This is a genomic window from Paraburkholderia sp. SARCC-3016 (assembly GCF_031119615.1).
Lineage (GTDB): Bacteria > Pseudomonadota > Gammaproteobacteria > Burkholderiales > Burkholderiaceae > Paraburkholderia.
In genome coordinates, this window is record NZ_JAVHZD010000012.1 from 84,691 (window position 1) to 110,387 (window position 25,697).

The 25,697-nt window shown below is 60.8% G+C and carries 20 protein-coding genes; 9 read left to right on the top strand and 11 right to left on the bottom strand.

Annotation, left to right across the window (positions count from 1 at the left end):
- The first annotated feature begins 295 nt into the window (after nucleotides 1–295).
- Complete coding sequence (locus QYH69_RS13970; RefSeq protein ID WP_308832457.1) at nucleotides 296–2,611, top strand: FdhF/YdeP family oxidoreductase; 2,316 nt, start codon at nucleotides 296–298, stop codon at nucleotides 2,609–2,611.
- 107 nt (nucleotides 2,612–2,718) lie between these two features.
- Complete coding sequence (locus QYH69_RS13975) at nucleotides 2,719–3,636, top strand: bestrophin family ion channel (protein ID WP_308832458.1); 918 nt, start codon at nucleotides 2,719–2,721, stop codon at nucleotides 3,634–3,636.
- 71 nt (nucleotides 3,637–3,707) lie between these two features.
- Here QYH69_RS13975 and QYH69_RS13980 read toward each other — a convergent pair whose 3' ends face one another.
- A complete protein-coding gene (locus QYH69_RS13980; RefSeq protein WP_308832459.1) occupies nucleotides 3,708–4,592 on the bottom strand; it encodes a LysR substrate-binding domain-containing protein in 885 nt (294 codons plus the stop codon).
- 170 nt (nucleotides 4,593–4,762) lie between these two features.
- On the opposite strand from QYH69_RS13980, the gene QYH69_RS13985 reads away from it, so the two are divergent.
- From QYH69_RS13985 to QYH69_RS13995, 3 genes are all read left to right on the top strand, one after another.
- Entirely contained in the window at nucleotides 4,763–6,283 is a 1,521-nt protein-coding gene (locus tag QYH69_RS13985; protein WP_308832460.1) for an MFS transporter, read from the top strand.
- A 39-nt stretch (nucleotides 6,284–6,322) separates the two neighbouring features.
- Complete coding sequence (locus QYH69_RS13990) at nucleotides 6,323–7,168, top strand: aminotransferase class I/II-fold pyridoxal phosphate-dependent enzyme (protein ID WP_308832461.1); 846 nt, start codon at nucleotides 6,323–6,325, stop codon at nucleotides 7,166–7,168.
- An 89-nt stretch (nucleotides 7,169–7,257) separates the two neighbouring features.
- On the top strand, nucleotides 7,258–7,749 hold the full coding sequence (locus QYH69_RS13995; RefSeq protein ID WP_308832462.1) for a GAF domain-containing protein: 492 nt from the start codon (nucleotides 7,258–7,260) through the stop codon (nucleotides 7,747–7,749).
- Nucleotides 7,750–7,844: 95 nt separating this feature from the next.
- Here the strand turns inward: QYH69_RS13995 and QYH69_RS14000 are convergent, their stop codons facing one another.
- The 3 genes from QYH69_RS14000 to QYH69_RS14010 all read right to left on the bottom strand — a co-directional run bounded on the left by QYH69_RS14000 (nucleotide 7,845) and on the right by QYH69_RS14010 (nucleotide 10,285).
- On the bottom strand, nucleotides 7,845–8,117 hold the full coding sequence (locus QYH69_RS14000; RefSeq protein ID WP_308832463.1) for a DUF4148 domain-containing protein: 273 nt from the start codon (nucleotides 8,115–8,117) through the stop codon (nucleotides 7,845–7,847).
- Nucleotides 8,118–8,175: 58 nt separating this feature from the next.
- On the bottom strand, nucleotides 8,176–8,460 hold the full coding sequence (locus QYH69_RS14005) for a hypothetical protein (RefSeq protein ID WP_308832464.1): 285 nt from the start codon (nucleotides 8,458–8,460) through the stop codon (nucleotides 8,176–8,178).
- Nucleotides 8,461–8,860: 400 nt separating this feature from the next.
- A complete protein-coding gene (locus QYH69_RS14010; protein WP_308832465.1) occupies nucleotides 8,861–10,285 on the bottom strand; it encodes a discoidin domain-containing protein in 1,425 nt (474 codons plus the stop codon).
- A gap of 326 nt (nucleotides 10,286–10,611) precedes the next feature.
- Between QYH69_RS14010 and QYH69_RS14015 the strand changes: the two genes are divergently transcribed.
- Nucleotides 10,612–11,619, top strand: coding sequence for a hypothetical protein (locus QYH69_RS14015; RefSeq protein WP_308832466.1), 1,008 nt, complete (start codon nucleotides 10,612–10,614; stop codon nucleotides 11,617–11,619).
- 4 nt (nucleotides 11,620–11,623) lie between these two features.
- On the opposite strand, the gene glmS is transcribed toward QYH69_RS14015, so the two are convergent.
- The 3 genes from glmS to QYH69_RS14030 form a co-directional block, all read right to left on the bottom strand.
- A complete protein-coding gene (glmS, locus tag QYH69_RS14020; RefSeq protein ID WP_308832467.1) occupies nucleotides 11,624–13,441 on the bottom strand; it encodes a glutamine--fructose-6-phosphate transaminase (isomerizing) in 1,818 nt (605 codons plus the stop codon).
- Nucleotides 13,442–13,524: 83 nt separating this feature from the next.
- Complete coding sequence (locus QYH69_RS14025; RefSeq protein WP_308832468.1) at nucleotides 13,525–14,892, bottom strand: hypothetical protein; 1,368 nt, start codon at nucleotides 14,890–14,892, stop codon at nucleotides 13,525–13,527.
- 44 nt (nucleotides 14,893–14,936) lie between these two features.
- On the bottom strand, nucleotides 14,937–16,361 hold the full coding sequence (locus tag QYH69_RS14030) for a sigma-54 dependent transcriptional regulator (RefSeq protein ID WP_308832469.1): 1,425 nt from the start codon (nucleotides 16,359–16,361) through the stop codon (nucleotides 14,937–14,939).
- A gap of 180 nt (nucleotides 16,362–16,541) precedes the next feature.
- Between QYH69_RS14030 and QYH69_RS14035 the strand changes: the two genes are divergently transcribed.
- A complete protein-coding gene (locus QYH69_RS14035; RefSeq protein ID WP_308832470.1) occupies nucleotides 16,542–17,357 on the top strand; it encodes a hypothetical protein in 816 nt (271 codons plus the stop codon).
- Here QYH69_RS14035 and QYH69_RS14040 read toward each other — a convergent pair.
- From QYH69_RS14040 to pgaA, 4 genes are read right to left on the bottom strand one after another with little or no spacing between them, the layout of a single operon-like run.
- Nucleotides 17,293–17,919, bottom strand: coding sequence for a Biofilm PGA synthesis auxiliary protein PgaD (locus QYH69_RS14040; RefSeq protein WP_308832471.1), 627 nt, complete (start codon nucleotides 17,917–17,919; stop codon nucleotides 17,293–17,295). The genes QYH69_RS14035 and QYH69_RS14040 overlap by 65 nt on opposite strands.
- Nucleotides 17,912–19,168 (bottom strand): poly-beta-1,6-N-acetyl-D-glucosamine synthase, encoded by a 1,257-nt coding sequence (pgaC, locus tag QYH69_RS14045; protein WP_308832556.1) that lies wholly within the window; start codon nucleotides 19,166–19,168, stop codon nucleotides 17,912–17,914. The genes QYH69_RS14040 and pgaC overlap by 8 nt, the downstream gene beginning before the upstream one ends.
- Entirely contained in the window at nucleotides 19,165–21,246 is a 2,082-nt protein-coding gene (gene pgaB / locus QYH69_RS14050) for a poly-beta-1,6-N-acetyl-D-glucosamine N-deacetylase PgaB (protein WP_308832472.1), read from the bottom strand. Before pgaB ends, pgaC begins: the two co-directional genes overlap by 4 nt.
- 25 nt (nucleotides 21,247–21,271) lie before the next feature.
- Nucleotides 21,272–23,308, bottom strand: coding sequence for a poly-beta-1,6 N-acetyl-D-glucosamine export porin PgaA (gene pgaA, locus QYH69_RS14055; RefSeq protein ID WP_374992408.1), 2,037 nt, complete (start codon nucleotides 23,306–23,308; stop codon nucleotides 21,272–21,274).
- Between the two features lie 901 nt (nucleotides 23,309–24,209).
- Between pgaA and QYH69_RS14060 the strand changes: the two genes are divergently transcribed.
- Nucleotides 24,210–24,722, top strand: a complete 513-nt coding sequence (locus QYH69_RS14060) for a hypothetical protein (RefSeq protein ID WP_308832473.1) — start codon at nucleotides 24,210–24,212, stop codon at nucleotides 24,720–24,722.
- Nucleotides 24,723–24,905: 183 nt separating this feature from the next.
- Nucleotides 24,906–25,565, top strand: a complete 660-nt coding sequence (locus tag QYH69_RS14065; protein WP_308832474.1) for a hypothetical protein — start codon at nucleotides 24,906–24,908, stop codon at nucleotides 25,563–25,565.
- Nucleotides 25,566–25,697: the final 132 nt, after the last annotated feature.

The following is a 25,697-nucleotide window of genomic DNA, read 5'->3' on the forward strand; positions in this document are numbered from 1 at the left end:
CCCTTTCTCCCCGGTCGCGGACGCGCCCCGCCCGCCGCGCTTACCGCGCGGCGCGGGACAACGAGCCGCATTTTGCCATCGCTCGCGCGTTGGTCTGCACAAACACTGTGCGCTTTTCGCGTGCAGCATAAATCCAACTGTACTCTTCCGCGGTCGCGCGTTGTGTGTCTGCCCGCGGCGCTTGCGCAGCCCTACCATGCATCGCATGGACCGCATTACGTCGAAGGCCGCGTGAATACAAGGCGCACATCGACGCAGCAGCGGTCGCAGTCGAATGCATCGTGGAGTGAACGTCGTGGAAGAAGTCAAAGAACCGAAGCAGCAAGGACGTATCGAGCCTTATAAACACGCAGCAGCGGGATGGGGTGCGCTGAAGTACGTCGCCCTGAATCTGATCAAGGAAAAGGTATCCGGCACCAACTACCGGACCCTGTTCCGCCAGAACCAGCCGGACGGATTCGATTGCCCGGGATGCGCATGGCCCGATCGCGAGAAGGCATCGACTTTCGAGTTCTGTGAGAACGGCGTTAAAGCGGTTGCCGCGGAAGCGACAGGCAAGCGCGTCACGCCTGCGTTTTTCGAAGCGCACACGGTCGCCGATCTGATGGAACAAAGCGACTACGAGCTCGAGCAGCACGGCCGCCTCACCGATCCGATGATCTACGACTCCGTCAGCGACAAATACAAACCAATCGGCTGGGACGACGCGTATCAGTTGATCGCGCGCCATCTGAATCGACTCGACAGCCCGCATCAGGCCGCGTTCTATACGTCGGGCCGCGCGAGCAACGAAGCTGCGTTTCTGTATCAGCTGTTCGTGCGCATGTACGGCACGAACAATTTCCCCGACTGCTCGAACATGTGCCACGAAGCGACGAGCCGCGGCCTGCCGGGCACGGTCGGCGTCGGCAAAGGCACCGTCGTGCTCGACGACTTCGAGCACGCAGACACGATTCTCGTGTTCGGTCAGAACCCGGCAACGAATCACCCGCGCATGCTCGGCGAACTGCGCGAGTGCGCCAGGCGCGGCGCGACGATCGTATCGATCAACCCGCTGCGCGAGCGCGGCCTCGAACGCTTCGCGAGCCCGCAACACCCGATCGAAATGCTGACCGGCGGCAGTACGAAGATCGCGTCGACGTTTATCCGCCCCAAGCTCGGCGGCGACTTCGCGCTGTTGAAAGGCGTTGCGAAACGGCTCGTCGAAATGGACGATGCGGCGCAAGCGGCCGGCGCCGAGCGCGTGCTCGACGTCGCATTCATCGATGCGCACACCAGCAATTTCGCCGCGTTCGCCGACGATCTGCGTGCCGAATCGTGGGACCTGCTCGTCGAGGAAGCCGGGCTGCCGTTCGACGAAATCGAATCGCTCACGCAAATCTACGCAAAGGGCCGCCGCGTGATTTCCTGCTGGGGCATGGGACTCACGCAGCATAAGAACTCGGTCGCGACGATTCACATGCTGTCGAACCTGATGATGATGCGCGGCAATATCGGCCGCGAAGGCGCGGGACTTTGCCCGGTGCGTGGCCATTCGAACGTGCAGGGCAACCGCACCGTCGGCATCGAGGACAAGCCGACGCAGGCGTTCCTCGACAGGCTCGGCAAAGCGTTCGACTTCGAGCCGCCGCGCGAGCACGGCCTCGACGTCGTCGAAACGATCGCCGAAATGCTCGAAGGCAAGGTCAAAGTGCTGATCGGCCTCGGCGGCAATTTCTCGATCGCAACGCCGGACACGCCGCGCACGTTCGAAGCACTGCGTATGTGCGATCTGACCGTGCACATCACGACGAAGCTGAACCGCAGCCACCTCGTGCATGGCAAGGATGCGCTGATTCTGCCGACGCTTGGCCGCACCGAAATCGATGTGCAGGGCGGCTATTCGCAAGGCGTCACGGTCGAAGATTCGATGTCGATGGTGCACGTGTCGTACGGAATGAATATTCCGGCGTCGAAGAACCTGCAATCGGAAATCGCGATTGTCGCCGGCATTGCGCACGCGACGCTCGGCAGCAAGAAAGTGCCGTGGCTCTGGTACGCCGAAGATTACGCGCGCATTCGCGACGCAGTCGAAAAGAGTATCGAGGGCTTCGACGGCTACAACGAGCGGATCAAGCACCCCGGCGGTTTTCGCCTGCCTGTCGCGTCCAGCGAGCGGATCTGGCTCACGCCATCGGGCAAGGCGCAGTTCATCGTTCATCCGGTCGAGCGCGACACGCCGATCAAGCGCGCCCGCGCGCTGCATGGCGAACGCGTGATGACGCTGATGACGACGCGCTCGCACGACCAGTACAACACCACCATCTACGCGCTCGACGACCGCTATCGCGGCGTGTACGGCCAACGTCGCGTGGTGTTTATAAACGCGGACGACCTGAAAATGCTGGGCTTCGCGGATGGCGAATGGGTCGATATGGAAACCGTCTGGGAAGACGGTATCGAGCGGCGCGCGGATGGCTTCCGGCTCGTCGAATACGACATTCCGCGCGGCTGCATCGGTGCGTACTACCCGGAAACGAATCCGCTCGTGCCGCTGCATAGCGTAGGCGACGTGAGCAATACGCCGACGTCGAAGTCGATTCCGGTGCTACTGCATCGACACGCGGCGTAGCATCCGGCAACGCGCTTGACCGGAACGACCACGCGCAACATTGGGTTGCGCGCCCGACTATCCATGCGCCGGTTTTGAGCCGGCGCGCCACTCTCGCAACTCGCATTGTGATTGTCAGACCGCAGGAAAACTGGTTTCGGATGCTGTTCGTATGGAACGGGTCTGTATTGCAATCGATCATTCCGCAACTCATCTTCGTCGCGCTCGTCGACACGGTCGCGGTAGCTACCGACGGCAGCGTGTTCGGCCAGAAAGTGCCGCTCAACACGACGCCGTTTACGCTCGTCGGCGTCGCGCTGACCATTTTCCTCGCGTTCCGGAACAACGCGTCGTATAGCCGCTATTGGGAAGCACGGCAGCTATGGGGCGACGTGCTCATTGCGGGCCGTGTACTGGCGTCCCAAGTGTCCGCATACGTTCCGGCCGACGCTCATTTCGAACGGCGCGCGTTTATTCATAAGCTGATCGCGTTCACCTATGCGATGAAACATCAGCTGCGCGGCACGGACCCGTTCGAAGATATGACGCGCTATTTGTCGGCCGAACGCAGCGCGGCGCTGCTGAACCGTCATTACCGGCCCGTCGCGCTGATCACGGACTTGCGCGAAGCGCTTGCCGAACGGCGCGCGAGCGGCGCGATTTCCTGCCAGCAGTTGCTGATGCTGGACACACAAGTCAATCGTTTGGCCGCCGCCGTGACCGGCTGCGAACGTATCGCCTCGACGCCGATCCCTTATCCATACGGTGTGCTGCTACATCGCACGGTCTACGCATACTGTCTTCTGCTGCCGTTCGGTCTTGTCGATTCGATCGGCATCGCCACGCCGATCATCGCGGTTTTCGTTTCGTACACGCTCATCGCGCTCGAAGCGATCGCAAGTGAGGTTGCCGAACCGTTTGGCAAGTTGCCGAACAGTCTGCCGCTCAACGCGCTGACACGCAGCTTCGAACGGTCGCTGCTCGAACAATGCGGTGAGGAATTGCCGCCGGAACTGACAGCCGACCGCGGATACCAGCTGACATAGCAGCAGACGAAAATGCGGACACAAACCGCGCGCCTACGCAATCGCGCCGGGCCGTTGCGCGCGACCCGGGATCATGCAGCTTGTGCCGGCGTCCGCGCGATCTGATCGATGAGGCTTTTCACAGCAGGTGCGCGTTCGAACCGGCGAAACACCGCGGCCACTTCCGATGGGATGGGGCCGCCGGCAATCTCCCTGTAAGCGACATTCGGGACCTCGACCGCTTTCGTCAGCACGTTCGGCACGATCGCGACGCCCACGCCGAGGGAAACGTCGGCCAGCACCGAAACGAGCCCGCCGGGCGCGCTGACGATTTGCGGGCTGAACCGGCCTCGCCGCCCAACCTCGAACGTGCCCTCGCGCTGCTCCGGCACGACGAAATGTTCGTCGGCAAGCATGCGCGAGCGGATCGGCGCATCCGCTCGCGCAAGCGGATGCTCAGCCGGCAGCGCCGCGCAAAACCGGTCGCGCAGCAAGACATGCGCGCGTAGCGACGTGGACAGCTCGACCGGCATGCGCACGAACGCGATGTCCACCCGACCGTCTTCGAGCAGCGCCGGCAATTCGTCCATCGGAAACTCATGCGTGTCGATGAACACATGCGGACGCGCCTCACGAAACGAGCGTACCTGTTGCTGCATCACGCCGCTAAACGCCGCCGAGCCGACGAAACCGAGATTGACGCGTCCAAGCTCACCCCGCCCTGCTCGACGTCCGATGTTGACCGCACGCTCGAACTGCTCGAGCGCCGCGCGCGCTTCGACAAGGAACGCCTCGCCTGCCTGCGTCAACGCAACCGAGCGCTTCGTGCGCGCGAAAAGCTGTGCGTCGAGCGTGCGCTCGATCTGCTGGATTTGCACCGTGAGCGTGGGCGGCGCGATGCCGAGCATCTCGGCGGCCTGACCGAAATGCAGTTGCTCCGCGACCGCAATGAAATAGCGAAGATGTCTTAGCTCCATGGCTTCATTCGACGTGTCCTATTAGGTACCAGCTAATTATATTTGCAAACACCGATAATGCGCTCAATAGCGAGGGCTGGTTGAATGACGATCTGGCCGCTACGCGCGCGGCTTGTTCGACTTGTGCGCCGCATGCCTCGCGGCCGCACTGAAAAAGCAAAAGGCCTTCGATGAGCTCGATTTCCGCCGCGCAAACGATGTCGCGCAACACCGCTTTGCTGCTGACCGCTTCGTTGGGCTGCGCGATAACCGTGCTCGATACGAACGTGGTCGGCATTGTGCTGCCGACCGTCGCACGCGACCTCAACGCGTCATTCGCCGATATCGAATGGGTGATCAGCGCCTACGTGTTGTGCTTCGCGTCGCTGCTGTTGCCGGCTGGCTCGATCGCCGACCGTTTCGGTCGCAAGCGCGTGTTCGTCATCGGCATCACGCTGTTCGCGCTCTCGTCGCTCGCATGCGGCATGGCGCCGACGGCGCAGGCGCTTGACGTCGCGCGGGCGCTGCAAGGCGTCGGAGCCGCATTTCAGCTTGCGCCGGCGCTTGCCATCATCGGCCACGCATTCCACGGCGAAAGCGAACGCGCGCGGGCGTGGGCTATCTGGGGCGGCCTCATGGGGCTGACGATGGTCGTCTCGCCGCTGATCGGCGGCACGCTCAACGCATATCTGGGCTGGCGCTGGGCGTTCGATATCAATGTGCCCATCTGCGCCGCGCTTGCAATCGCGGTGTTGAGGATTGTTGAGGAATCGCGCGACCCGACGCCGCGCACGCTCGATTTTCCCGGCATCGGACTGTTCGCATCCGCGATGTTCGGCTTCACGTGGGCACTGATTCTCGGACCCGAGCGCGGCTGGACCAGCGAAGCGGTCGTGCTGCGCGGACTCGCCGGCGTGGGGCTGTTTGCGCTTTTCGCGATTGTCGAGCGCCGCCGCGCGCATCCGATGCTCGATCTGACGCTGTTTCGCGCCTGGCCGTTCGTCGGTGCGATCGTTGCGATGTTCGCGTACGCGGCCTGTGCGCAGGTCATGGCTTCGCTGTTGCCGCTCTTTCTGCAGAATGCGCGCGGCGAAAGCGCACTCGACGCGGGTGTCGGCATGTTGCCGTTCGCACTCGCGATGTTGTTCCTGCCAATGGTCGGCCGCCGGCTCGGTAAAGTTCTGGCGTCGTATCAGATCCTCACGCTCGGCCTCTTCGTGGTAGGCATCGGCAACGCGGTGATGAGCATCGCCGCGCACTCGGAAGGCTTCGCGGTGCTGCTCGCGGGCATGGCGCTGCTCGGCAGTGGCGGCGGGCTGCTGAACGGCGAAACGCAAAAGGCCATCATGGGCACCGTCCCGCGCGACCGCGCAGGCATGGCATCGGGCATCAGCACCACCTCGCGCTTCTCCGGGATTCTGCTGGGCTTTTCGGGCCTCGGCGCCGTGCTCGCCGTTAGCGTGCACGACGCGGTGCTGCGCAATCTCGCCGACGCGAACGTGCCGGTCGCGCCCGGTTTCGTCGACCGTATCGTCGCGGGCGACTTCGAACGCGCAACGCAGTTGTATCCGCAATCAGTCGTGCAAAGCGTCGCACATCTCGCGCACGCCGGCTACGGCGCGGGCTTCGGCAACGCGTTTGCGGCCGCGGCGGTGGTCGCGCTCGCGGCCGCCGTCATCGTGTTCTGCTCGATGCGACGCGGCGCGCGATAATGTCGTGCGCGCATCCGCGCGCTCACGACGACAATCGCGATGACAGGATATAAAGTACTCGCCAGTACGATGGCGGCGGAGATTCGCTCGGGGAGCATCAAGGTTGGCGCGCGCATGCCTTCGTTGCGCCAGGTTATCGCGCAGCACGGCGTCAGCCAGTCGACGGTTTTTCGCGCGTGCTATCTGATCGAAGAGCGGGGGCTGATACGCGCTGCGTGGTGGTTCATGACGAACTTCCAGAATCCAACCGGCGTCGCTTTGACGGTCGAGAAAAAGCGCGCGCTCGTAGACTTGATCGATCGCCATGACGTTCCGCTGATCGAAGACGACGTGTACGCTGAATTACATTTTCAGGCCGATTATCCGTTGCCGGCGCGTGGGTTCGACAAGCGCGGCACGGCCATGCACTACAGTTCGCTCTCGAAGACACTCGCACCCGGTTACCGGATCGGCTGGGTCGCGGCAGGCAGATTCGCCGACAAAGTACAAAAGCGCAAACTGATGACCACACTTTCGTCGAGCATTCCCGTGCAGGCACGCCTTGCCGATTATCTGCATCATGGCGGATATGAACGGCATTTGCGCAAGCTGCGCTCGGCCCTGCTCGCACAACTCGCCAGCATGGATGCCGCGATCCGGCGCTGGATGCCGCCCGGCGTAAAGTGGACGCGGCCCGACGGCGGCTACTTCGTATGGCTCGAATTTCCCGAGCCGATCGACGCGATGGAATTGCATCGGCTCGCAATCGAACACGGCATCGGCGTCGCGCCCGGGCCGATGTTTTCGGTCGCGCGCACATTCGAAAATTGCATACGGCTCAATTTCGGCCACCCATGGAACGCGAAAATCGACGACGCACTGCGCGTGCTCGGCGAACCCGTGTGACGCGTACCGGCGCCGGCGCCTGCGTCCGTGGAGCGGCGTTAAAATCCTGAGATTCTGTTCGTTACATCATTTTAGAAGAGACGATTCCCATGTTCGAAGGAACCATTTCCTCCAACCTGCCGAAACCGGCGTTCTATGCCGAACTCGAACAACAGGCGCGTACACTGCTAGCCGGAGAAGCGAATCAGGTCGCCAATGCCGCGAATTTCGCCGCATTGCTTTATCACGCGATGCCGCAACTGAACTGGGCAGGCTTTTACTTTCTCGTCGACGGGGAATTAATCGTCGGTCCGTTTCAGGGCAAACCGGCCTGCGTGCGCATCGCAATCGGACGCGGCGTGTGCGGCACAGCCGCCGCGACGCGGCAGACGCAAGTGGTCGCGGACGTGCACGCATTCGCGGACCACATTGCGTGCGATGCGGCGTCGCAATCGGAAATCGTGATTCCGCTGGTCGCACGAAACGGTGACCTGCTTGGCGTACTGGATCTCGACAGCCCCGTGCTCGCGCGTTTCAACGAGGAAGACCGGCAGGGACTCGAAGCAGTGGCCAAGGTATTTGTCGAATCGATCGACAGGTAAGCAGAAGACGACGGACACGAACCACTCAATTCAGAAGTCGCGCTGGTGCGGGGACGACGCCGATCCCGCTCTGCTTACGGCATTTTTTTCGCATTTCACTCCTGGCCACCCGGGCTTGCGGTCGTCCCTGTGCTCACCGTACCGACCTGTGGCGCGCGCATACCGCCTTGCTGGGCGATCTTCGCCTCGGCAGCGAGGATATCCTCCGGGTAGTGCACGTTTTCACCTGCCGACGGATCGTAACCCGCGCGCTCGAGCTGCGCGAGTTCCTGCTGCACTTGCGCGCGGGTCACCGACGATTGCGCGAACGACAAAGCAGGCATGGCAATCGCACCGGCTGCCAACGTCAGATAGATAAGCGTCTTCATGATCTGAATTCCCTGATTCGACAAAAGGACTTCGAAAACCGGAATGGAGCGCTTCGTCTCAGCTACCGAAGTAGATGTTGCAGTAACTCACCGGACCGACACATGGCTTCTGATTGCTGGACGTATCGTTCGGCGTCATCGCCCGATGGCCACTTTGGCTTATGCCCGCCATGCCCGGGCCCTCGCCGCTGACCGTGTGTTGCGCGTTGTCTGTGCGCACTACCTGTTGCTGGCTGGTCGGATCGGCATCCGCGCGCATGTTGTCCTGCGCGAAAGCACTGGTGAAGATCGTCGTTGAAGCAAGGACGGCAGCAGACATCGTCAGCATCGCGAGCAGTTTCATTTTCAGACTCCTTTTCGTGATCAGAGGTGGGATAAGCGGCGTCGACATCTGCATGAACATCGCCACCCCGATCACTATTCCCGCGTCCGGAAATTATTTGCGCGCCAGTGCACCGCGTTGTCCCGTTCGACGCTTTTTGTCTGTTCCGGACGTCCTTTCGTGATAGACCAACAAACGTTCTCCTGCAATCCGGAAAAAATCGCGAACGGCGCATTCAATTGGGAATAAAAACGCCGCCATGCTGTTGCCGCGTTCGGCATGACGGCGATCAGCACACCGGTTGCGCGCGCAATGATGTATGCACGCCCATGAAAAGAGAACGTGCGTTTTTAAAATGCGTTCGTCTCACGTTTTTCAGGTTAAGGCGTGCACGAGCCGGACGCGCGCGGAGCAGCGCAGCTTACGAACCCCAGACCTGCATTTCGTCGATCGAATAGCCCCACGTCGTCGCGCGCTGCGTGCCGTACATGCGCACAAAGCGACCGCTGCCCTTCAGGTTCGCGAGCGACACGTACCCGGAACCCACGCCACTCGACGTCGAGTAGATCGTCGTCCAGTTAGCGTTGTCGTTCGATGTCTGGATCTGATACGTCTTCGCACCCGCATCCCAGTAGATATCAACGCTGGTAATCGTCTTCACGCCGCCGAGATCGACCGTAATCCACTGTGTGCCCGCGGCGTTCCCCTCGATCGAATCCCAACGCGAGGTATTCGCCGTATTACCGTCGAATGCCTTCGATGCGGTCAGGCTCGAGTTGTAGCTCGACGACGCGGTAGCCGGCTTACCTTGCGAGAGCAGCGTCTTGCCCGGCGTCGACGTGCTCGTGCCGCTCCAGTAGTTTGATCCGAGCTTGGCCTTCGTCGTGTCCGAATTCACGCCGAATTGAGCGAGGTTCCAACGCTTGCCGGTGCTCACGTCGCCGACGTACAGCTGGTAGCCGCCTTGCGTCGTCGACGAGAAAAACACATAGTTCGTGTTGTCGACCGGGGCCGGATCCGAGTTGTTGCCCTCACAGTCGTTGATCGACAGCTGGTTTGGCGCGTCGCTCGGGTTCACTTTCGTGTAAATCTGATCGGCCTTGCCCGACGCACTGTTCCAGCGCGCGTAGAACACGGTCCCATCGCCGCGCACCATCGGGTAGTAGGTCTCGAGACCCAACGGCGCATCGAATGCAACCTTCTGATGCGTCGCAATCGTTTCCTTGTAGACGCCCGAGGCCGCGCCCACACCCGTCGCAAAGTACACCGCGCTGTTATCGGGCGACGGGAACGGCATCGAGCTTTCGATACCCGGCGCCGTGTTCGTGATGTTGACCACCGACGTGAACTGCGGACCGCCGCTCGTAAACGACAACGTCGCTTCCATCACGTCGCCGTTCTGCTTGAAAAACAGTTTGCTGCCGTCCTTGCTGAACTTCGGATCTTCGTTACGAGTCTGGCCTGTGCTGTTCGTCATGTTGATCGGTGCACTGTTCGAGCCGATCTGCCACATGAACACGTTCCACGCGTTGCTGGTCTCACCCATGAACACAAGCCATTTGCCGTCCGGGCTGAACACGGCATTCATCGGGTCCTTGATGCCCCACGATGCCTTTGACACCTGCGTCAAAGTATGGGCCGCAAAGTCGTAGATGTAGATCTGACTCGTGCCGTCGCCGTAGCTGACATAGCTGTGGTATGCGAGCTTACCCGTGAGAGCGGCAGGGAAAGTCGAATTCGATTGCGAGGCGGGGCTATTGACACAAGCTGCCTGAACGTGGCCTGCGAGGGCCGTGAGAGCAAAACCGGCAGCAGCGAGACGATGGGAGAGGGTTGGCAGTCTCAAAACTTAGGATTCCTATGATTAATGGCCGCTCTAACCGAAGCGGCTCGGACGTGGTAAATCTGTCCGCCTTCCTTCTTCAAGGACAAAAGCTCCGCCACCTCGGGTCGAGGCCGAGGAAAAAAAGCCAATTCGCTGAGGTAGCGAAGCTGGATGAAAGAAACTCAGGACTTCGTGCCGAGGAAAAATCGCACGTCGAACGTTCGTTTCTTTCGCGTTGGCAGGCTTCGTCGAGCAACCACTACGGCTGCGAAACGAGCCTAATGACAGACAAATGAGCCTGGAGGATACCCGCTGTTATCGTAAAAATAAAGGCTCAGGAATGAAAAATGCGCTTGTCTATTCTGAAATTCCGACCTCACGTCGCATGGCACATAGAGTCTGGAAAGAAACATTTACGTAGCATCCCTATTTATTACTTATGGGGGACACCGCGCAAAACATCGCATGTTTGTCGTGAAAAAAACCGTCTGTCTGCTAGAGTGAACGTGACAAAAACGCAGGCACATGAGGTGAAAATGTCCGTTCACATCCGTGCTTATCTCGCTTCTGTTTCCCGTCGGCTATGGCATCGCGATCGCACCCTGCTTTATCGAGCACGGTCCGATGTCGCTGACTCCGCGAGCCTCGATCTCCGCGAACCGCGACGCCACAGGTCAAATAAAAACGATCGCGCTGAAAAAATAATCGTCACACCAATTCCAATCGGCTTCGCAATACCCGGTGGTACAAGTCATACATTTGGCGACAACTCCTTTTCAGAGCCCGCTTCGGAATTCATTGGTCGGAACAATAATGCGGCTGCGTGGATGGGCCTGGGCGTCGCGCTCAGTGCATTTGCCCTCGTGTTCGGCGGGTACGTAGCACTTGCGGGAATGGGAAATTCAGGGACGCGCCGCGTAGAGGTGCGCACGCCTCGTGTAATAGGAATGACCTGGTTGCCCGGCGATCTCGCTGCCTATCCTGAGATCGCGGCCTCGACGACGTTAGCGGTAGCGCCACCCTCGTCGGACGTGGCACCGCTAGCCTCCGTGCAGCCGGCGCCCACAGCGAATACACCTGCCACAGCCGCTCCGCCGACGCGTCAACGCGTGCGCGCCGCGCAGTTGGCCGCGCGCCGCGAGCCAACTTTGCGCGCGGCCGACGTGTGCACGAGCACCACTCAGCGCGGCTGCGTACGCAGGTACGCAACTAAAGCGCCGGCGATCGACCCGTTTCACGGCGCCGCGAATGGACCGCGGCGCGTGCAACGCGACTTCGATCAGCCAATGCAGTGGAACAGCGAAACCGCAGCCGCATGGGCGCCGCAAACCTCGAACGTTTACCAGCACCACTGACCCGTCATTCGACGGTGACCGATTTCGCGAGATTGCGAGGCTTGTCGACATCGGTGCCGCGCAGGCAAGCGACGTGATAAGCAAGCAACTGGAACGCAATCACATGTAGCACCGGCGATAGCGGGCCGTAATACGCAGGCATCCGGATCACGCGTACGCCAGGCGAACTCGAGAATTGCGCATCGGCATCGGCGATCACGTAGAGCTGGCCACCTCGTGCACGCACTTCCTCGATATTCGATTTGAGCTTGTCAAGCAGGATGTCGTTTGGCGCCGTGACGATTACAGGCATTGCGTCGGTAACGAGCGCAAGCGGCCCATGCTTGAGTTCGCCGGCCGGGTAGCCTTCAGCATGGATATAAGAAATTTCCTTGAGCTTTAGCGCACCTTCTAGCGCAATCGGGAAATGGAGTCCGCGTCCGAGAAAGAGTGCGTTCTCCTTTCGATGCAGTTCCTCAGCCCATGCCATGATCTGCGGCTCGCGCGCGAGCACACTGCGCAACGCATCGGGCAGGCCCGCGAGCTGACGCAAGCAGGCGACCGCCTCGGCGTCGCCGATGCGTCCGCGGCGCCGGCCGATCGTTAGCGCGAGCAGAAATAGCGCGGCAAGCTGGGTCGTGAACGCCTTCGTCGATGCCACGCCGATTTCAGGTCCCGCCTGCGTTACAAACGCCCATCGGCTTTGCCGGACCATCGCGCTCGCCGCGACGTTGCAGATGGTCAGCGTCAGCGCTTCGCCCATCGACTGCGCATAACGCAGTGCGGCAAGCGTATCGGCCGTCTCCCCCGATTGCGAAATCGGTACGACGAGCGTGCCGCGCTCTTTCACATGATCGCGATAGCGGAACTCGCTCGATATCTCCGCATGCGCGCTGATGCCGGCGAGGCGCTCGAACCAGCCGCGTGCGGTCAACGCGGCATAGTGGCTCGTGCCGCAACCGAGCATCAGCACGCGTTCGACCCCCGTCAACATCTCGGGGTCCACAGTACCGAATGGTTCGGTATCGAGGGAATGGACATGTCCGGCCGTTCGCGCGACCGCGAGCGGCTGCTCGAAGATCTCCTTCTGCATGTAGTGGCGATAGCCGCCGAGTTCCGCATCGTCCTCCTTCGAAACAACTGCGCGGACTTCGCGCGACACTTCATGCCCGTCCGGATCGATGATGCGTACGTCACCGTGCACTATGTCGGCAATGTCGCCGTCTTCCAGATAGATAAAACGACGCGCGCAACTGGCGAGCGCGAACGTATCGGACGCAAGAAAGGCGCTATCGTCGCCTAATCCGACGACGAGCGGCGAGCCTTGCCGCGCACCGATCACGCGCCGCGGCTCGTCGCGGCAGATCACGGCAATCGCATATGCCCCGCGCAACAGGCGGGTCGTATTGTGGACGGCTGCGAGCAGATCGCCGCAATAATGGCTATGCACGAGGTGAGCAATGACCTCGGTATCGGTCTGGCTGTTGAATTCATACCCTTGCGCGCGCAACGATTCGCGCAATTCCTCGTAGTTTTCGATGATGCCGTTATGCACGACCGCGATCTGGTCGCGCGAAAAAATCGGATGCGCATTGTCGATCGCCGGCACGCCGTGTGTCGCCCAGCGCGTATGCGCCACGCCGGTCGAGCCGTCGAGCGCTTCGGCTGTGATGTCCGTCTCGAGCGCCCGTACGCGCGAAAGCGTGCGTACTCGCCGAGCCGCGCCTTGCTGAAGCACCGCGACGCCGCACGAGTCATAGCCGCGGTATTCGAGGCGCTTCAAACCGTCCAGCAACATCGGCACGATATTGCGCTGGGTCACTCCTGCCACGATTCCACACATAATCACCTCCGCTGGAACTGTTCTCTCTGATGCGACTGCCTGAATGGCATTGCTCACTCCCTTACCCACAAGAATTCGAACTGTCATTGCGCGGCACGCACGACACATCGGTCGGCCGGTCCCGCCGCGATCTGTTTCTGCGTGCTGAAACCCGCCTCGCGCAAGCCGTCGGGGGACAGCGAGACGAAATGCACCGAATCGCCGCTTGCAATGCCGGTCACACCCGTATTGCCCCATGCAAACGGCGCGCGCTGCGTGCCGCGCAGCGTGATGCGATCGTCTTCGACTCCAAGCGTCATCAACCGGCCGTCCTGCGTAGGCACGAAGACCGCGCTGCCCTCCACCGCCACGCTGCTTTCACGCACGAGCGCGGGCAGACAGTCGAGTTCGGCGGTACGGCGCCCTTTGCTGTCGACGAGAAACGCCACGGCGCGGCCGCTATCGAGTGTCGCGAGCACCACAAACCGGTCGACCGCCGGTACGTAGGCGGCCGCATAGACGTAGTACTGCACGCGGAACGGATCGACGCTGTCTTCTGTGCGCGTCAGCTTGCCGGTGCGTGGATCGAGCACCGCGTATTGCAGCGACGCGATTGTGCTGCCCGGTATGTACTTCTGCCAGACGAGCAGCGCCTGGGTAGGCGAACCCGCGACCACCGGCCACCATTCGCGCACATGTGCCGCGACGTTGACATGCCGCAACAGGCGGCCGCGCCCGTCGTAGACATTCGCGTAGACGCCGCCGCCGGTGCCGAGATTGTCGACGCCGCCGCCGTTCACCCAGTCGGCTGAATAGAACACGACGAACCGGTCGCCAACCGCGGCCACATGTCCCGAATGTCCGCCCGACTCGACGTCTTTAGGGTAAGGCTTGATCGGCTTGAGATCTTTCGAATAGACGCCATAGCGCTGGCTCACGTTGCGCGGCGCGTTCCAGCCGTCTTCGAACGTGATGAAAATCGTGCCCTTCGTGTTCTGCGCAACAGAGACCGGCTCCTGCGCTTCCGGCCGCTTGATGAAAGTGCGTGTATTAGTCAAATGAGAATCGCCGGGCTCCCATTGCCCGACATATACGTCGTGCGGCCAGTTGCCCTCGCGATTCGCGCCGCGCGGCGGCAAGCCCGAACTGCTGAAGAACACCCAGGTCTTGCCGTCACCCGCGTCGGCCTGGCCGATACCATGCATGAAGCTGCGCTCGTCGCGCACGCCGGGCGCGGGCACCGCCATCACCGCTCCGACCGGTGCGATAAACGAATTCGATGCGGGTGCAACGACCGGCTTCACCGTCGCCTTCGCGTCGGGCGTCGCAGTCGCAGGAGCAGGAGCACGAGCAGGAGCAGGAGCAGGAGCAGGCGTAACCGCGGTGGCAGCCGCGCGCGCTTGAGCGCCTCCCGCCGTAGCCACATGCAACGCCACCGTCACAAAGCCAATGCCCGTTAGTGCTTTTAGCATCGCGCGCATACCATGTGCGACAAAAACATGCTTTTCGATAGGTCTCACTTGCGCCTCTCCAAAAGGTCCGGCGGCATAAGGCCAGCAATGTCCTGTAGACCATGCCGCATTCTGAGTCGATAAAGCGTGATGCGTGATATGTCGAGTTCCTCTGCTACCTCGTTTGACCGGTTACCGTGGGCGAGCAGCGCGGCGAGCAAACAGTTTCGTTCCGCTTCGTCGCGCGCATCGGCAAGCGTCGACGCGCGTCGCGCGGGAGGCTCCACGAGGCCCAGATCGACCGCGCGAATGTAAGCGCCTTCCGCCATCACGATCGCGCGCCTGACCCGGTTGGCGAGTTCCCTCACGTTGCCCGGCCAATCGTGCAGCAGCATCGCGCGCAAAGCGGATGGAGTAAAGCCGTGAATCCGTGACTTTCGTTCGCCCGCGTACAGACCCAGTAAATGAAACGCGAGCAAATGTATATCGGTGCTTCGTTGGCGCAATGGCGGCACATCGATACGTAACACGCAAAGTCTGTGATAGAGATCGAAGCGGAAGGACTGGCTGCTAACCGCGGACTCGAGATCGACATGCGTGGCCGAGATGATGCGCACGTCGAGCGGGATCGAGACATCGCTGCCGAGCCGTTGAATCGTGCCGTCCTGAGCGAAGCGCAATAGCGTCGCCTGACACTCGAGCGGCAGGTCGCCGATCTCGTCGAGGAAGAGCGTGCCGCCGTTGGCCGCCTCGATATGACCGATCTTGCGCCGCTCGGCATCGGTGAACGCGCCGCGCTCGTGGCCGAACAGTTCGCTTTGCACGAGCGTGGGCGGGATGGCGCAGCAGTTGATCGCGATGAACGGGCCATTCGCGCGGGACGACGCATCATGTACCGCGCGCGCAGTCAGCTCCTTGCCGCTGCCCGATTCGCCGGCGATGAAGAGCGGGGCTTGCGTGTAGGCAACTTTCTGTATTTCACGTTGCATCGCCAGCATCGGTTCGCTGCGCCCGATCATGGCTTGATCGCCCGATGGCAAAGGCGTGTGGGGAACGCCCCGCACGAGCGACGAAAGGCGCAATGCGCGCCGCAATGCAGACTCGACGACATCGAACGCATATGGCAAAAACACGTAATCGAGGCAGTAGCACCCGATCAACTCACGCGTTGCGGCACGCCGCAACTGGTTCGTTGTGACGGCCGCGATCCAGTGCACCTGCGGTGCGCAGAGGCAGTGCTCGACGATACTGCTTAGGGAACCGAACTGTGCCCCCGAACGCGCGCCGGGTTGCGCGCCCGCGTGCTCGTCGCCGAGTTCGAGCAGCCCCACACTCGGCGCCGCCGCGTGCCGCAGCGTCCGCTCGAGTTCGTGCGCACTGCCGACAAGCCCGACCGACCATCCCGCTTCGCGCAGACGCTCGCACAGGCTCGGGTCATGTGCGGCCGACGCATACACGAGCGAGGGCGCAACACGGTTCCTTTTTGGCACGACGTTATCCTCCTCAAGGATGCGTTCCTTCGCACATCGGCGAAAAAACGCGTTCGGTTCGCATCGAGCTGTCTGCGCGCACAATCATGCCTATGCGCAGCGCGGCCAAACGTACGATGCAATTTCGTTCCGCCGCCGCGTGCTGGCCGCGCGCGCTCACTACCTCACGAGCAAAGCATCATGAATCGAGACAAGCTGCTTGCCCCTGCCCAGATGAAGCATGCGTCCGAACCCCTCATGTCCGGCCTGTCGACAACGTCCGGCATGCGCTTCGGCGACTACGACAGCGTGCTTACGCAACTGTCGCGCCGCCTGCATCTGCTCGAACGCGTCGACGACTTCGTCTGCATCGACCTGCACGCAGGCCAGGTGGTGTGCGACTGCAACGAAGTCTTTCATCACGTGTATTTCCCGCTCACGGCGCGCCTTGCGCACGAATGCATCCTCGACGACGGCCGCTCGATCGAACTCGTCACGATCGGCCGCAGCGGCTTTGCGGGCTGGCCCATCGTCACGCACACCGGGTCGATGCCGTTTCGCACGATCGTCACGGCGTCGGGCACGGCGTTTCGCTGCAGCGAGGCGTCGCTGCTCGCGTGCCTGAAAGAAGAGCCGTGGGTCGAAGCGCGCATGCTGCACTATGTGGAACTGGTGTTCGCCGAAATGTCGCAGATGGCCGCCTGTACCCGACTGCACTCGATCGAGCAGCAGGTTGCATGTCGTCTGCTCACGCTCGCGGACAACTGCAGCGCCCCACGCATCGAGACGTCGGCCGTGACGCTTTCGCGTGCACTCGGCGTGACCGCGCGCTCGGTGCGCTCCGCGCTGCACGCAATGGGCATGGCCGGCGTACTAAGCCACGATCGTCACGGCGTGCTGATCCAGCAGCGCGCAGCACTCGAGCAGCGTTCTTGCGAGTGCTATCGCGTACTCAAAGCTCTGTATCGGTCATCGGACGACTCCCCATCACATAGCGCACCCGGATCGGCATATTGACCGGCATATGCGGTCCATCGTGCGCGCTGTCGTACCAGCGCAACTGGGACGGGTCCGCGCCGATCGGTACATCGGACGGTCCTTCGTCGTCCCCCTCCACTTCAGGCTCCGACATGGCGCGCAGCGCCGCGATAAACCCGTTAGCATCGTGCGAAGCGATAAAGACGCGCGCGACTGCGCCGCGGCATTTGAGCGAAGCGGCCGCGAATGGCCCCGGCTCCACGGTCAGACCCGCGGTGCGCCGCAACAGCCGCTGCATGCGGGAACGCGATGCAAACGGGTGAGCGACGCGCGACACGATCATCCACACCACCAGTGCCGCCGCGATCGTCCCGATCGCGGCCATATAAGACAGCAATTGCTCGAGCGGCAGTTCGTTCTCGTTGAACGGCATCAGATAACGATACGTATAGACGCCGATCGCAGCCCACAACGAACCTACCGTTGCAGGACGAATGAGGCGGAACCACATGACCTGCAGCAGACCTAGCTTGACTCCTTTATCCGCGATGATCTGTTGAGGCGTGCGCAGCGACAGGTCGATGACTGGGGCGTTATTCATGCTGGATTCCTCGGTCTGGGCTTGTCCATACCGCACGCTTACCGCGACGGCGCAGGACGATGGAAGGCAAAGCAACGACGGTGGTGATCATATTGATCAGCCAGAAAGCAAGCGGGTACCACACGGTGTCCATGAAATAGAACAGAAGCTTTTCGTCGTACCGGCGATCGATCATGCAGCCGACGATCAACTGCAGCACGCACGTTGCGACGAGCAACATGCCATGCCAGTGCGGCAGCAGCGAAATGTGCCAGTCGGCGGGCAACGGCACGAGCATGTTGACGATGCCGAGCAGCATGACGAACGTCATCGAATACGCCCACGCGATACCGAGCAGATACTCGAGGAAGAGCGGCCACATCATGACCATCGAAGGCTTTGCGATTTGCGGCGCGTACTTGATCAGCACCTGAATGCCGCCCTTGGCCCAGCGCAGGCGCTGACGATAAAGACCTCTAAGCGTCTCCGGCATCAGAATCCAGCTCAATGCATGCGGCTCGTACGCGACACGCCAGTCTCGCGTCTGCAGTTTCCAGCTGATGTCGATGTCCTCGGTCAGCATGTCCGAACTCCAGTAGCCGACATCGGCAAGCGCGCTCTTGCGGAACATCGTGATCACGCCGGACACCGTAAAGATGCGGCCGTAGACCTGCTGCGTGCGCTTGATCAACCCGACAATCGACGAAAACTCGCCGACCTGCATGCGCCCGAGCAGAGACGTCCGCGTACGAATACGCGGATTGCCGGTTACGGCGCCGACGTTCGGATCCGAGATGAAGTGCTCGAGCATCCATTCGATTGCGTCGCGGCCCAGCAAGGAATCGCCGTCGATGCACATCAGGTATGGCGCATCGCTAACCGTCGCAGCCGTCGTCAGGCCGATCGCCTTCCCTTCGTTTTTCGAATGATGAATCACCGTCAGGCGTGGAATCTCCTTTGCGAGCTCGTTGAGAATCGCGCCGGTTCCATCGTTGCTGCCGTCGTTCACCGCGATGATGTCGTAGTTCGCGTAGCCGAGATTCGCGAGGTGATAGATCACGCGCCTGACGTTCGACTCCTCGTTGAAGCACGGCACAATCACCGACACTTTCGGCATGCCGGCTGCGACCAGCGCCCGATGCGAGCGCGCACGTCCTTTCTCCAGCGCCAGGTAGTGAACCAAACCTCCTATCATCCAGAAATACGACATGAAGAACGGGTAGAAAAAAATGAAATCCTGCAGACGGCTGATCATTTCGTGCGTCATCAGCGGGTCACTCCTTTAGCCTGTTGCGCCTGAAGGAGCGCATTGATCGAAGTCGGATCGAGCCGCGCGCGCAGCGACATGACGTCGATCATCGTTTCCATCTGCGGCGTATTCGTCGCGAAACGGTCTGGGTAATAGCCGAAGTTCACGACGCCGCGCTGGCGCAAATAACGCATTTCGTCGAGCAGCTTCGGAGTTGGAATCTCCGCGCCCGTTTGCGGGTCGATCACGGGCAGCTGGTACACGGTCTGCCGCAGGGCGTTCGGTGTTGCAAAAGTGACGTTCGTGAGCGCGTCGAGCCGGCCGTTGATGGTGCCGTAGCGTTCGCCGTCCGGCATTGCGAGCAACGCGACGAAGTCGTATGCGCGCAGGAACGCTTCATAGTTCTGCGAATAGCGCGCCTGTCCGTTCGGGTCGAGCAGCACGTCCGCATAGAGATCGCGCGAGGTCAGCACGTCGCCGCCGTTCTGACTGTTGAGCACGATCTTTTCGAGCTCCATGGAAAAGTCGATGAGTTCTTTCGTCTTTGCCTGGGTCCAGCGTTTCATGAGGTCCGGATTTGCGCGGATCGTCGCGATATCGGCGGGCAGGCCCCATTGTTGAAACGTCTGTGCGGCGTGGCGGCCTGCGTCCTCGAAATCGTCTAGCATCGCATCCGCGCCAAACAGCAGACCGGTGAACGCGGTGTACTTGCCGAGGTCCGCGTAGATGTCGCGAATCGTGGCGCGAGCGGCCGGGTCGAATGGGCTCATCCGTTCGATCTTCGCGCCGCGCCGGTCGGCGGGTGCACCGGCGGCGGCCGTCACGAGTTCGATTTTGCCAGCCTGTTGCGCCGGCACACGGAACGCCATCAGCGGCATCCATGCGTACACCTGCACGTTTGCGCGCGTAATCAGTTGCCAGGCGGTGCGCGAGAACAGATCGGCACGCATCGGCAAATGGCGATTCGGGAAGTACAGTGCTTGCGCGACACCGGTGTTGTCCGGATCCGAATAGGCCTTCAGATAAATCGAGCTCGGCCGCATCCGGTAGATCCGTTCGATCAGCTGACCCAACTTGTTCTCGCCGCCGTCAGGCTCGTAAATATCGTCGAGATTCACCCGCACGACACGTTCGACAGGGTTGATCTGACCGCGATTGGTTGCCGGCTCGCGCATCGAACGCTCGAACCCGCCGACGTCGACGTCATACGTCATCAGAATGCGGCGCAAACGGTCGAGGGGCACGTCGGGCGTGTTCGGTCCTGCTTCGAGGCTGAATTGCGTATGCATGCCGAGCGACGCGGAAATCTTGCGTACCGACTGATTCTCGGCGCCGTAAGGCCAGACCATCGAGCGTACCGAGACGCCCGCATGATCGTGCAGGCGACGCAGGCATCCGGCCAGGTCGTTTTGCACGCGCGCCTCGAATTCCTCATCGGTTTCATAGCGCTTCTGATCCTGCAAATACAGGTGCGACGTCGCCGCGGGCAGTTCGTTGCCCTGCGGATTGGCGATCGCACCGTGATGCAGGTCATGCGTATGCGAAGCGATTTCAACGAGTGGCGACTTCGACAGCTTTTCGACCTCGTCCCATGACATGAACGTGTCTCGTGGCACTTCGAGCTTCGCGGAAAGGCGGATGTTCGTATTCGGCGGCGTATCGGTCCACGATGTCACGATGCCCATCACCGCGGGAAAGCCGAAACGCTCCAGCAGCGGCAACACTTTCGTGTAATGGCTGCGGAAGCCGTCGTCGAAGGTCAGCATCACCGCACGCGTCGGCAACGGCTTGCCGCCGGAACGGGACGCTTCGACGTCCTTTACCGTGATCGGATGGTAGCCATTGTTCTGAAGCCACGAAAATATCGACGTCAATGTTCCCGTATCGACCGCGAACGGGTCGATCATGTTCTGCGAGTTGAACGAAGACAGCAGGTTGTCGCGAACATCATGAAAACAGATCACTCTAAAAGTCTTGCCGTCGGCCGGATCCGAGGGCGGAAGAAGGTCAATCAGTTTGGCTGGTACCAGCCTGGGAAATATTGAACAGCCTGCTATCGCTCCGAGACAACCACAGATAAAACGTCTGCGCGACTGCATTGTCGAACCCCTCACAAGAAAAACATTAGAACGGTACGGTGACCAATGCGTATGCGGTTTCTGATAGTTCCTGTTCTCCGTCATAGGCATGGCGGCCAACGCCGATGCCATAGGTCAAGGTGATGTCGTGGCTAAACGTCCACGCATGTTCGATGCGCGCGGCCCAAAAGCCGCTCGTTCCGAACCCCCTCTGGTTATAAGCGCCTCCCGAGATGTAAAAACGTTGCAGCAATGAACGCTCCCCGCTTCTCCACACAGACCATTGATGCACGATTCCAAGCTCGCCCGAATAATCTCGCGACGGGCTGAAGTACGGCGTATTCGTGAGCGTGTTGCTGCTCGTGCCGATACGCAGCGTCCCATTGATCTGCTGATTCGGCAGCGTCCAGAGGCGTTGCGATCCACCGGCCGTTATCTCCTGGTGAAAATTTTCGTCGCTGTAGCGGCCAACCGTATAGCCGATATCCGCGGTACGCCTGTCGCCGTCGGTGTAGCTGAATCCGACCTGCCCCGTGCGCCCAAAGATATGACTGACATAAGCCTTCGACGGCAATTCGTTCGAATCGCTATCGAAGTTGGCCGTGGCCTTGAAGAAGTCGTTGAACGCATATTCGACCTCTCCGTTGCCCCCGGTTCGGCCGTCGGGGCCCGTCGAGCGCGACACTTCGGCCTGCACGGTCAGCGGTCCCTGACGGAAATCGCCGCCGACACCATTGCGGATACGTTGCAGCCTGCCCAGGTCCGTTAGCGCCCACAGATAGTAGTTGTGAGCGAAGATACGCCAGAAATCGTAGATCGGCGGTGAATAGACGTACGTATCTGCGCCGAATTCTTCATCGGCAATCGCAGCCGCACCGTGCTCGGCGTTCAACGTTGTCGAAAACGTCGGTGCACGCCACGCGTTGTAATCGCGCTTGAAATTTCTGACCGAGCCGTTCTCAGGAAACGTGTCGTCGAAGGCAGCGTTGATCTGCGTTGCGTTCCGATAGTCGCCGGTGTTGAGCGACGTACGGCCGAGGCCTGCCAAGGCCTCGATGTTGTCCGGATGATCGTTGAGGGCGGCAACGTACATATCCTTCGCAAGACGGTTGCGGCCCTTGCCGAGTTCCGCGTCGGCCTCGGCGTTACGCACTTCCGCGCTAAACGGCACTTGCTGCTTGAGACGATTCAGTTCAGCGAGGCCTGCATCTGTCTGACCAACATAAATCAGATACTGCGCACGCAACCGATTGAGCCTCAGGTAATCGTCATTGGCAAGGTCCCAAGGTCTTACCTGGTCGGGCGGCGGCAACGAAGCGGCGATATCGTCGAGCACCTTGCCGGCCTGGACGTATTTGTTCTGATCTGTGTACGCATAGAACAGCCCCTCGCGCAAATCGATCGGGCGTGTGCGCGTTCCGTATTGATAGCCGCGTGTGGCCGGATCCGCGCTCGCCGCGGTCTCCTGCTGAATGGCTTTGAGATACGCGACTTCCGCCTTGGCTGGTTCGTTCAGGTAGCTATACGCCTCGCCCGCCGAAGCAAGCGTTTCGACCGATACAGGTTGATTCGCCGGAATCGACTCATATGACGATATGGCTTTTTCCATCTCGCCTCGGCCTGCATAGGCTACCGTACGATCACCTGCGAGTGCATACCGTATCTGCTGATACTCAGGCGTATTCGGCAGACTGGCGTCGAGGTTGTCCGCGGCCTTGAGCGCCGTGTCGATTCCATCGAATCGATCGGGGCTCGTCATGGCGCGCGCCTTATCGCGGCCGCCTCGAACCTGCTGACGAATAGAAAGTTCTTCAAGCTGTGCAATATCTACTGGCGTGAAGATATCGGGCCGCGCTTTGGCTTCCTCAAGCGCTTGAATAGCACCGCCTCCCGTAGCAAGTCCGAATACTTCCGTGCGCAACGCGCTCGCCGATTGCGGCCCGCCTGTATTGGCGGAAGGAGGCGTCGTTACGGGCGCCGGCGGAGATGCCGGCGCAGGCGCTTGAGCAGCGGGTTCCTGTTGAACCGAAGTGCTGGGAGCGGACGCTGGCTCCATCGGTTGTTGCGATTTCGGCTCGGACATTTGTTCAGGTGCTTGCTGAGCTTGCTGAACCGATTGCGCGATTGTCGACGTGTGCGTAATGGCCTGCGCTTCCGCGACGTCGTTAGGCTCGCGTGCACCTCCATTCTCCGCTTCCACCGCGGAACACATCGACGACAGGAACAAGAGCATAACGGGCGCACACGTCGCTAACGAAATGCAGTTTGCCGGATGAGACCGCTTCGGCTGAGCAAGCACTGCATAAAGACGCTTTTTTTGAGCGTTCACAGTATGTCCTTAACGTTGAATACATTGTTCTAAAGGACTGCTTCTTGAAGGAGTTGAGACCGTGCACGTTAAGCGACATCTGTGCCATTGCGTAACCATCACGCGATGCGCGAGACGAAATGGGATTGGCAGTCATTTCGCGATGCTTGCGTTTCATTTGCGATACAACCCCGAGATACGCGATCCGGCTTGGCGATGAATGGTCCCGCATGAAAATGCGTTGATACGGACGATTCGGAAGTAGCGCACAGACTCGCCTATGTCGAGCATGTTACTGACCATCGTCCTATGAGGTGGAGCGCACGCTACGACGAGCGTTCCGCTGCCAAAGGCCCACAAACGTACTATCTTTGACGCGCTTGAACATCACCGGTCACGTCACTGCCGGCAAGCTCCCCGTGCTTTCTCAGACGTGTCGAAGATGTTTCATTTTTGATTCATGTTTGCGTTCCGATGTCGAAGCGCGCGCGCAAATCGTTTCATCCGCGCAAAGCAGAAACCTTTCGTTACAACGAAACAGGAAGAGCAGCTTTCCGTTTCAGAAAGATGATATGCATCACTTAGTATCGATAGAACTGTTTTTCCGGCGCTTTTCGATTGCATTCTGTAGTCCCTGTTCGTTATGCTTTCCTTTCCACGATCCCAGGAGGTCGTCATGCGCGTTGTGATAAATACAAGTAAAGACCAAGGTTCAACGGCGGCGAGACGGGTGTACTCGCTAGCCATCATTGCTTTTGCGTTATGCAGCTCATCTTTTGCGGTCGCGCAGGATGCGCCCACGCCTGCTGCATCCATGCCGGCTGCATCCACTAGCGCCGCGGCGTCGCCGGAAGCGGGTAGCGCATCGGGCTCGAACTCCGAAGCACAAGAAATGCTGTACTACGTGTGCGGGCAGGCGGGCTTTGAAAAAACCGTTACTTCGCCTGATCCAAGGCATCCATTCAACCTTGGTATCACGTTCGTTGCGCAACAGAACGGCGCACCGCTTTCGGACGTAGCGGTTCGTCTGCGACGGCATGGCAGGGTACTGATGGATTTCGTCGCGGGCGGGCCACGCTGCCTGTTCTCGGTGCCTTCGGCAAGCTATCGTATTGAAGGCACCTATCATGGTGAAATGAAGTTCGAAATTGTCGAAACAGGAACGTTTGATACGCAGATCAAGTGGTAATTCGCGCCCTGTGCACCGATGGTGTCGTTTGTGCGCCCCCGTCGTCGCACAGGGAATTCCGCCTCTCGTTTACAGGTCGTACGCGCATCCGTCCACAAGAAGAAGCAACGGCGTTGTCCCGGCGTAGCCGGGGCAAACTGCCATCGTTGCCGCCGTGATGCGCTAGCCTGCCGGAGCAACATCGTGAGTACCGACAGACTTTCATCAGACACGCCGACACTAGGCAACGTGCAAGCCGGGCCCAAAGCGGCAACGGCTGCCGCCGCCGCGAGCGCACCGGCATCGCAGCAGAAAGCGGGTTTACGCTGGATTTCGTGGGGACCGGGCAGCAGCGCGGCACTCAGTATCGTGTGCTTCGTCGCGATTCTTGGCGCTGTCATCGGTTTCCAGCATACCGGCCCCAGACAGGCGGATCGCGACGATGCCGCGCAGCAAACCGCCGCGCAGGAGATGCGCGAACCGCATGCAGGCAGCAGCAACGACGCGGCGGCGAGCGGCGCACCGGCCGTCGCAATGCCGATCGCAACGCGGAGCGCCGCGATGCCCGCCGCCACCGTCGATGCATCGTTGGCTCGTGCGCGCGCGTGCGCGGCTTCATCGCACTGGAGTTGCGTGCTTGACGCCGCAAGTGGCGTGCTCGCAATCCAGGAAGGCAATACGGAGGCTCAGTCATTGCTGCAGCGAGCCATCGTCAATGGCGGTTGGGCCACCGAAACATCGTCGATCGCGCATGAAACAGCCAATGCAGCAAGCGGGACGGCAGTACCCGCGTCGCGATCCCACGCGCGGCGACATTGGCACACTGCTGCACGCCGCGGCAAACCGTCGGATAGCGACGAGTAGTCGCCTCGTCCGCAGCCTTGCGCGCAGCCCCCTTGCTGCGCGCCGTCATCCGTTCCAGTAGAATCGGACCACATCGCCCAACGCCGCGTTTTGAGCGGGCGCCCGCGTACAGCACGTCCGGCGCAGCGTCCG

Excerpts from the sequence above, each read along its gene's own strand:
- QYH69_RS14060 (WP_308832473.1), top strand. The coding sequence starts at position 24,210 with ATGCGCGTTGTGATAAATACAAGTAAAGACCAAGGTTCAACGGCGGCG.
- glmS (WP_308832467.1), bottom strand. The coding sequence starts at position 13,441 with ATGTGTGGAATCGTGGCAGGAGTGACCCAGCGCAATATCGTGCCGATG.
- QYH69_RS13985 (WP_308832460.1), top strand. The coding sequence starts at position 4,763 with ATGAGCTCGATTTCCGCCGCGCAAACGATGTCGCGCAACACCGCTTTG.
- QYH69_RS14025 (WP_308832468.1), bottom strand. The coding sequence starts at position 14,892 with ATGCTAAAAGCACTAACGGGCATTGGCTTTGTGACGGTGGCGTTGCAT.
- QYH69_RS14005 (WP_308832464.1), bottom strand. The coding sequence starts at position 8,460 with ATGAAACTGCTCGCGATGCTGACGATGTCTGCTGCCGTCCTTGCTTCA.
- QYH69_RS14040 (WP_308832471.1), bottom strand. The coding sequence starts at position 17,919 with ATGAATAACGCCCCAGTCATCGACCTGTCGCTGCGCACGCCTCAACAG.
- pgaA (WP_374992408.1), bottom strand. The coding sequence starts at position 23,308 with ATGTCCGAGCCGAAATCGCAACAACCGATGGAGCCAGCGTCCGCTCCC.
- pgaB (WP_308832472.1), bottom strand. The coding sequence starts at position 21,246 with ATGCAGTCGCGCAGACGTTTTATCTGTGGTTGTCTCGGAGCGATAGCA.
- QYH69_RS14015 (WP_308832466.1), top strand. The coding sequence starts at position 10,612 with ATGCGCTTGTCTATTCTGAAATTCCGACCTCACGTCGCATGGCACATA.
- QYH69_RS13995 (WP_308832462.1), top strand. The coding sequence starts at position 7,258 with ATGTTCGAAGGAACCATTTCCTCCAACCTGCCGAAACCGGCGTTCTAT.
- QYH69_RS14000 (WP_308832463.1), bottom strand. The coding sequence starts at position 8,117 with ATGAAGACGCTTATCTATCTGACGTTGGCAGCCGGTGCGATTGCCATG.
- QYH69_RS13980 (WP_308832459.1), bottom strand. The coding sequence starts at position 4,592 with ATGGAGCTAAGACATCTTCGCTATTTCATTGCGGTCGCGGAGCAACTG.
- QYH69_RS13990 (WP_308832461.1), top strand. The coding sequence starts at position 6,323 with ATGACAGGATATAAAGTACTCGCCAGTACGATGGCGGCGGAGATTCGC.
- QYH69_RS14035 (WP_308832470.1), top strand. The coding sequence starts at position 16,542 with ATGAATCGAGACAAGCTGCTTGCCCCTGCCCAGATGAAGCATGCGTCC.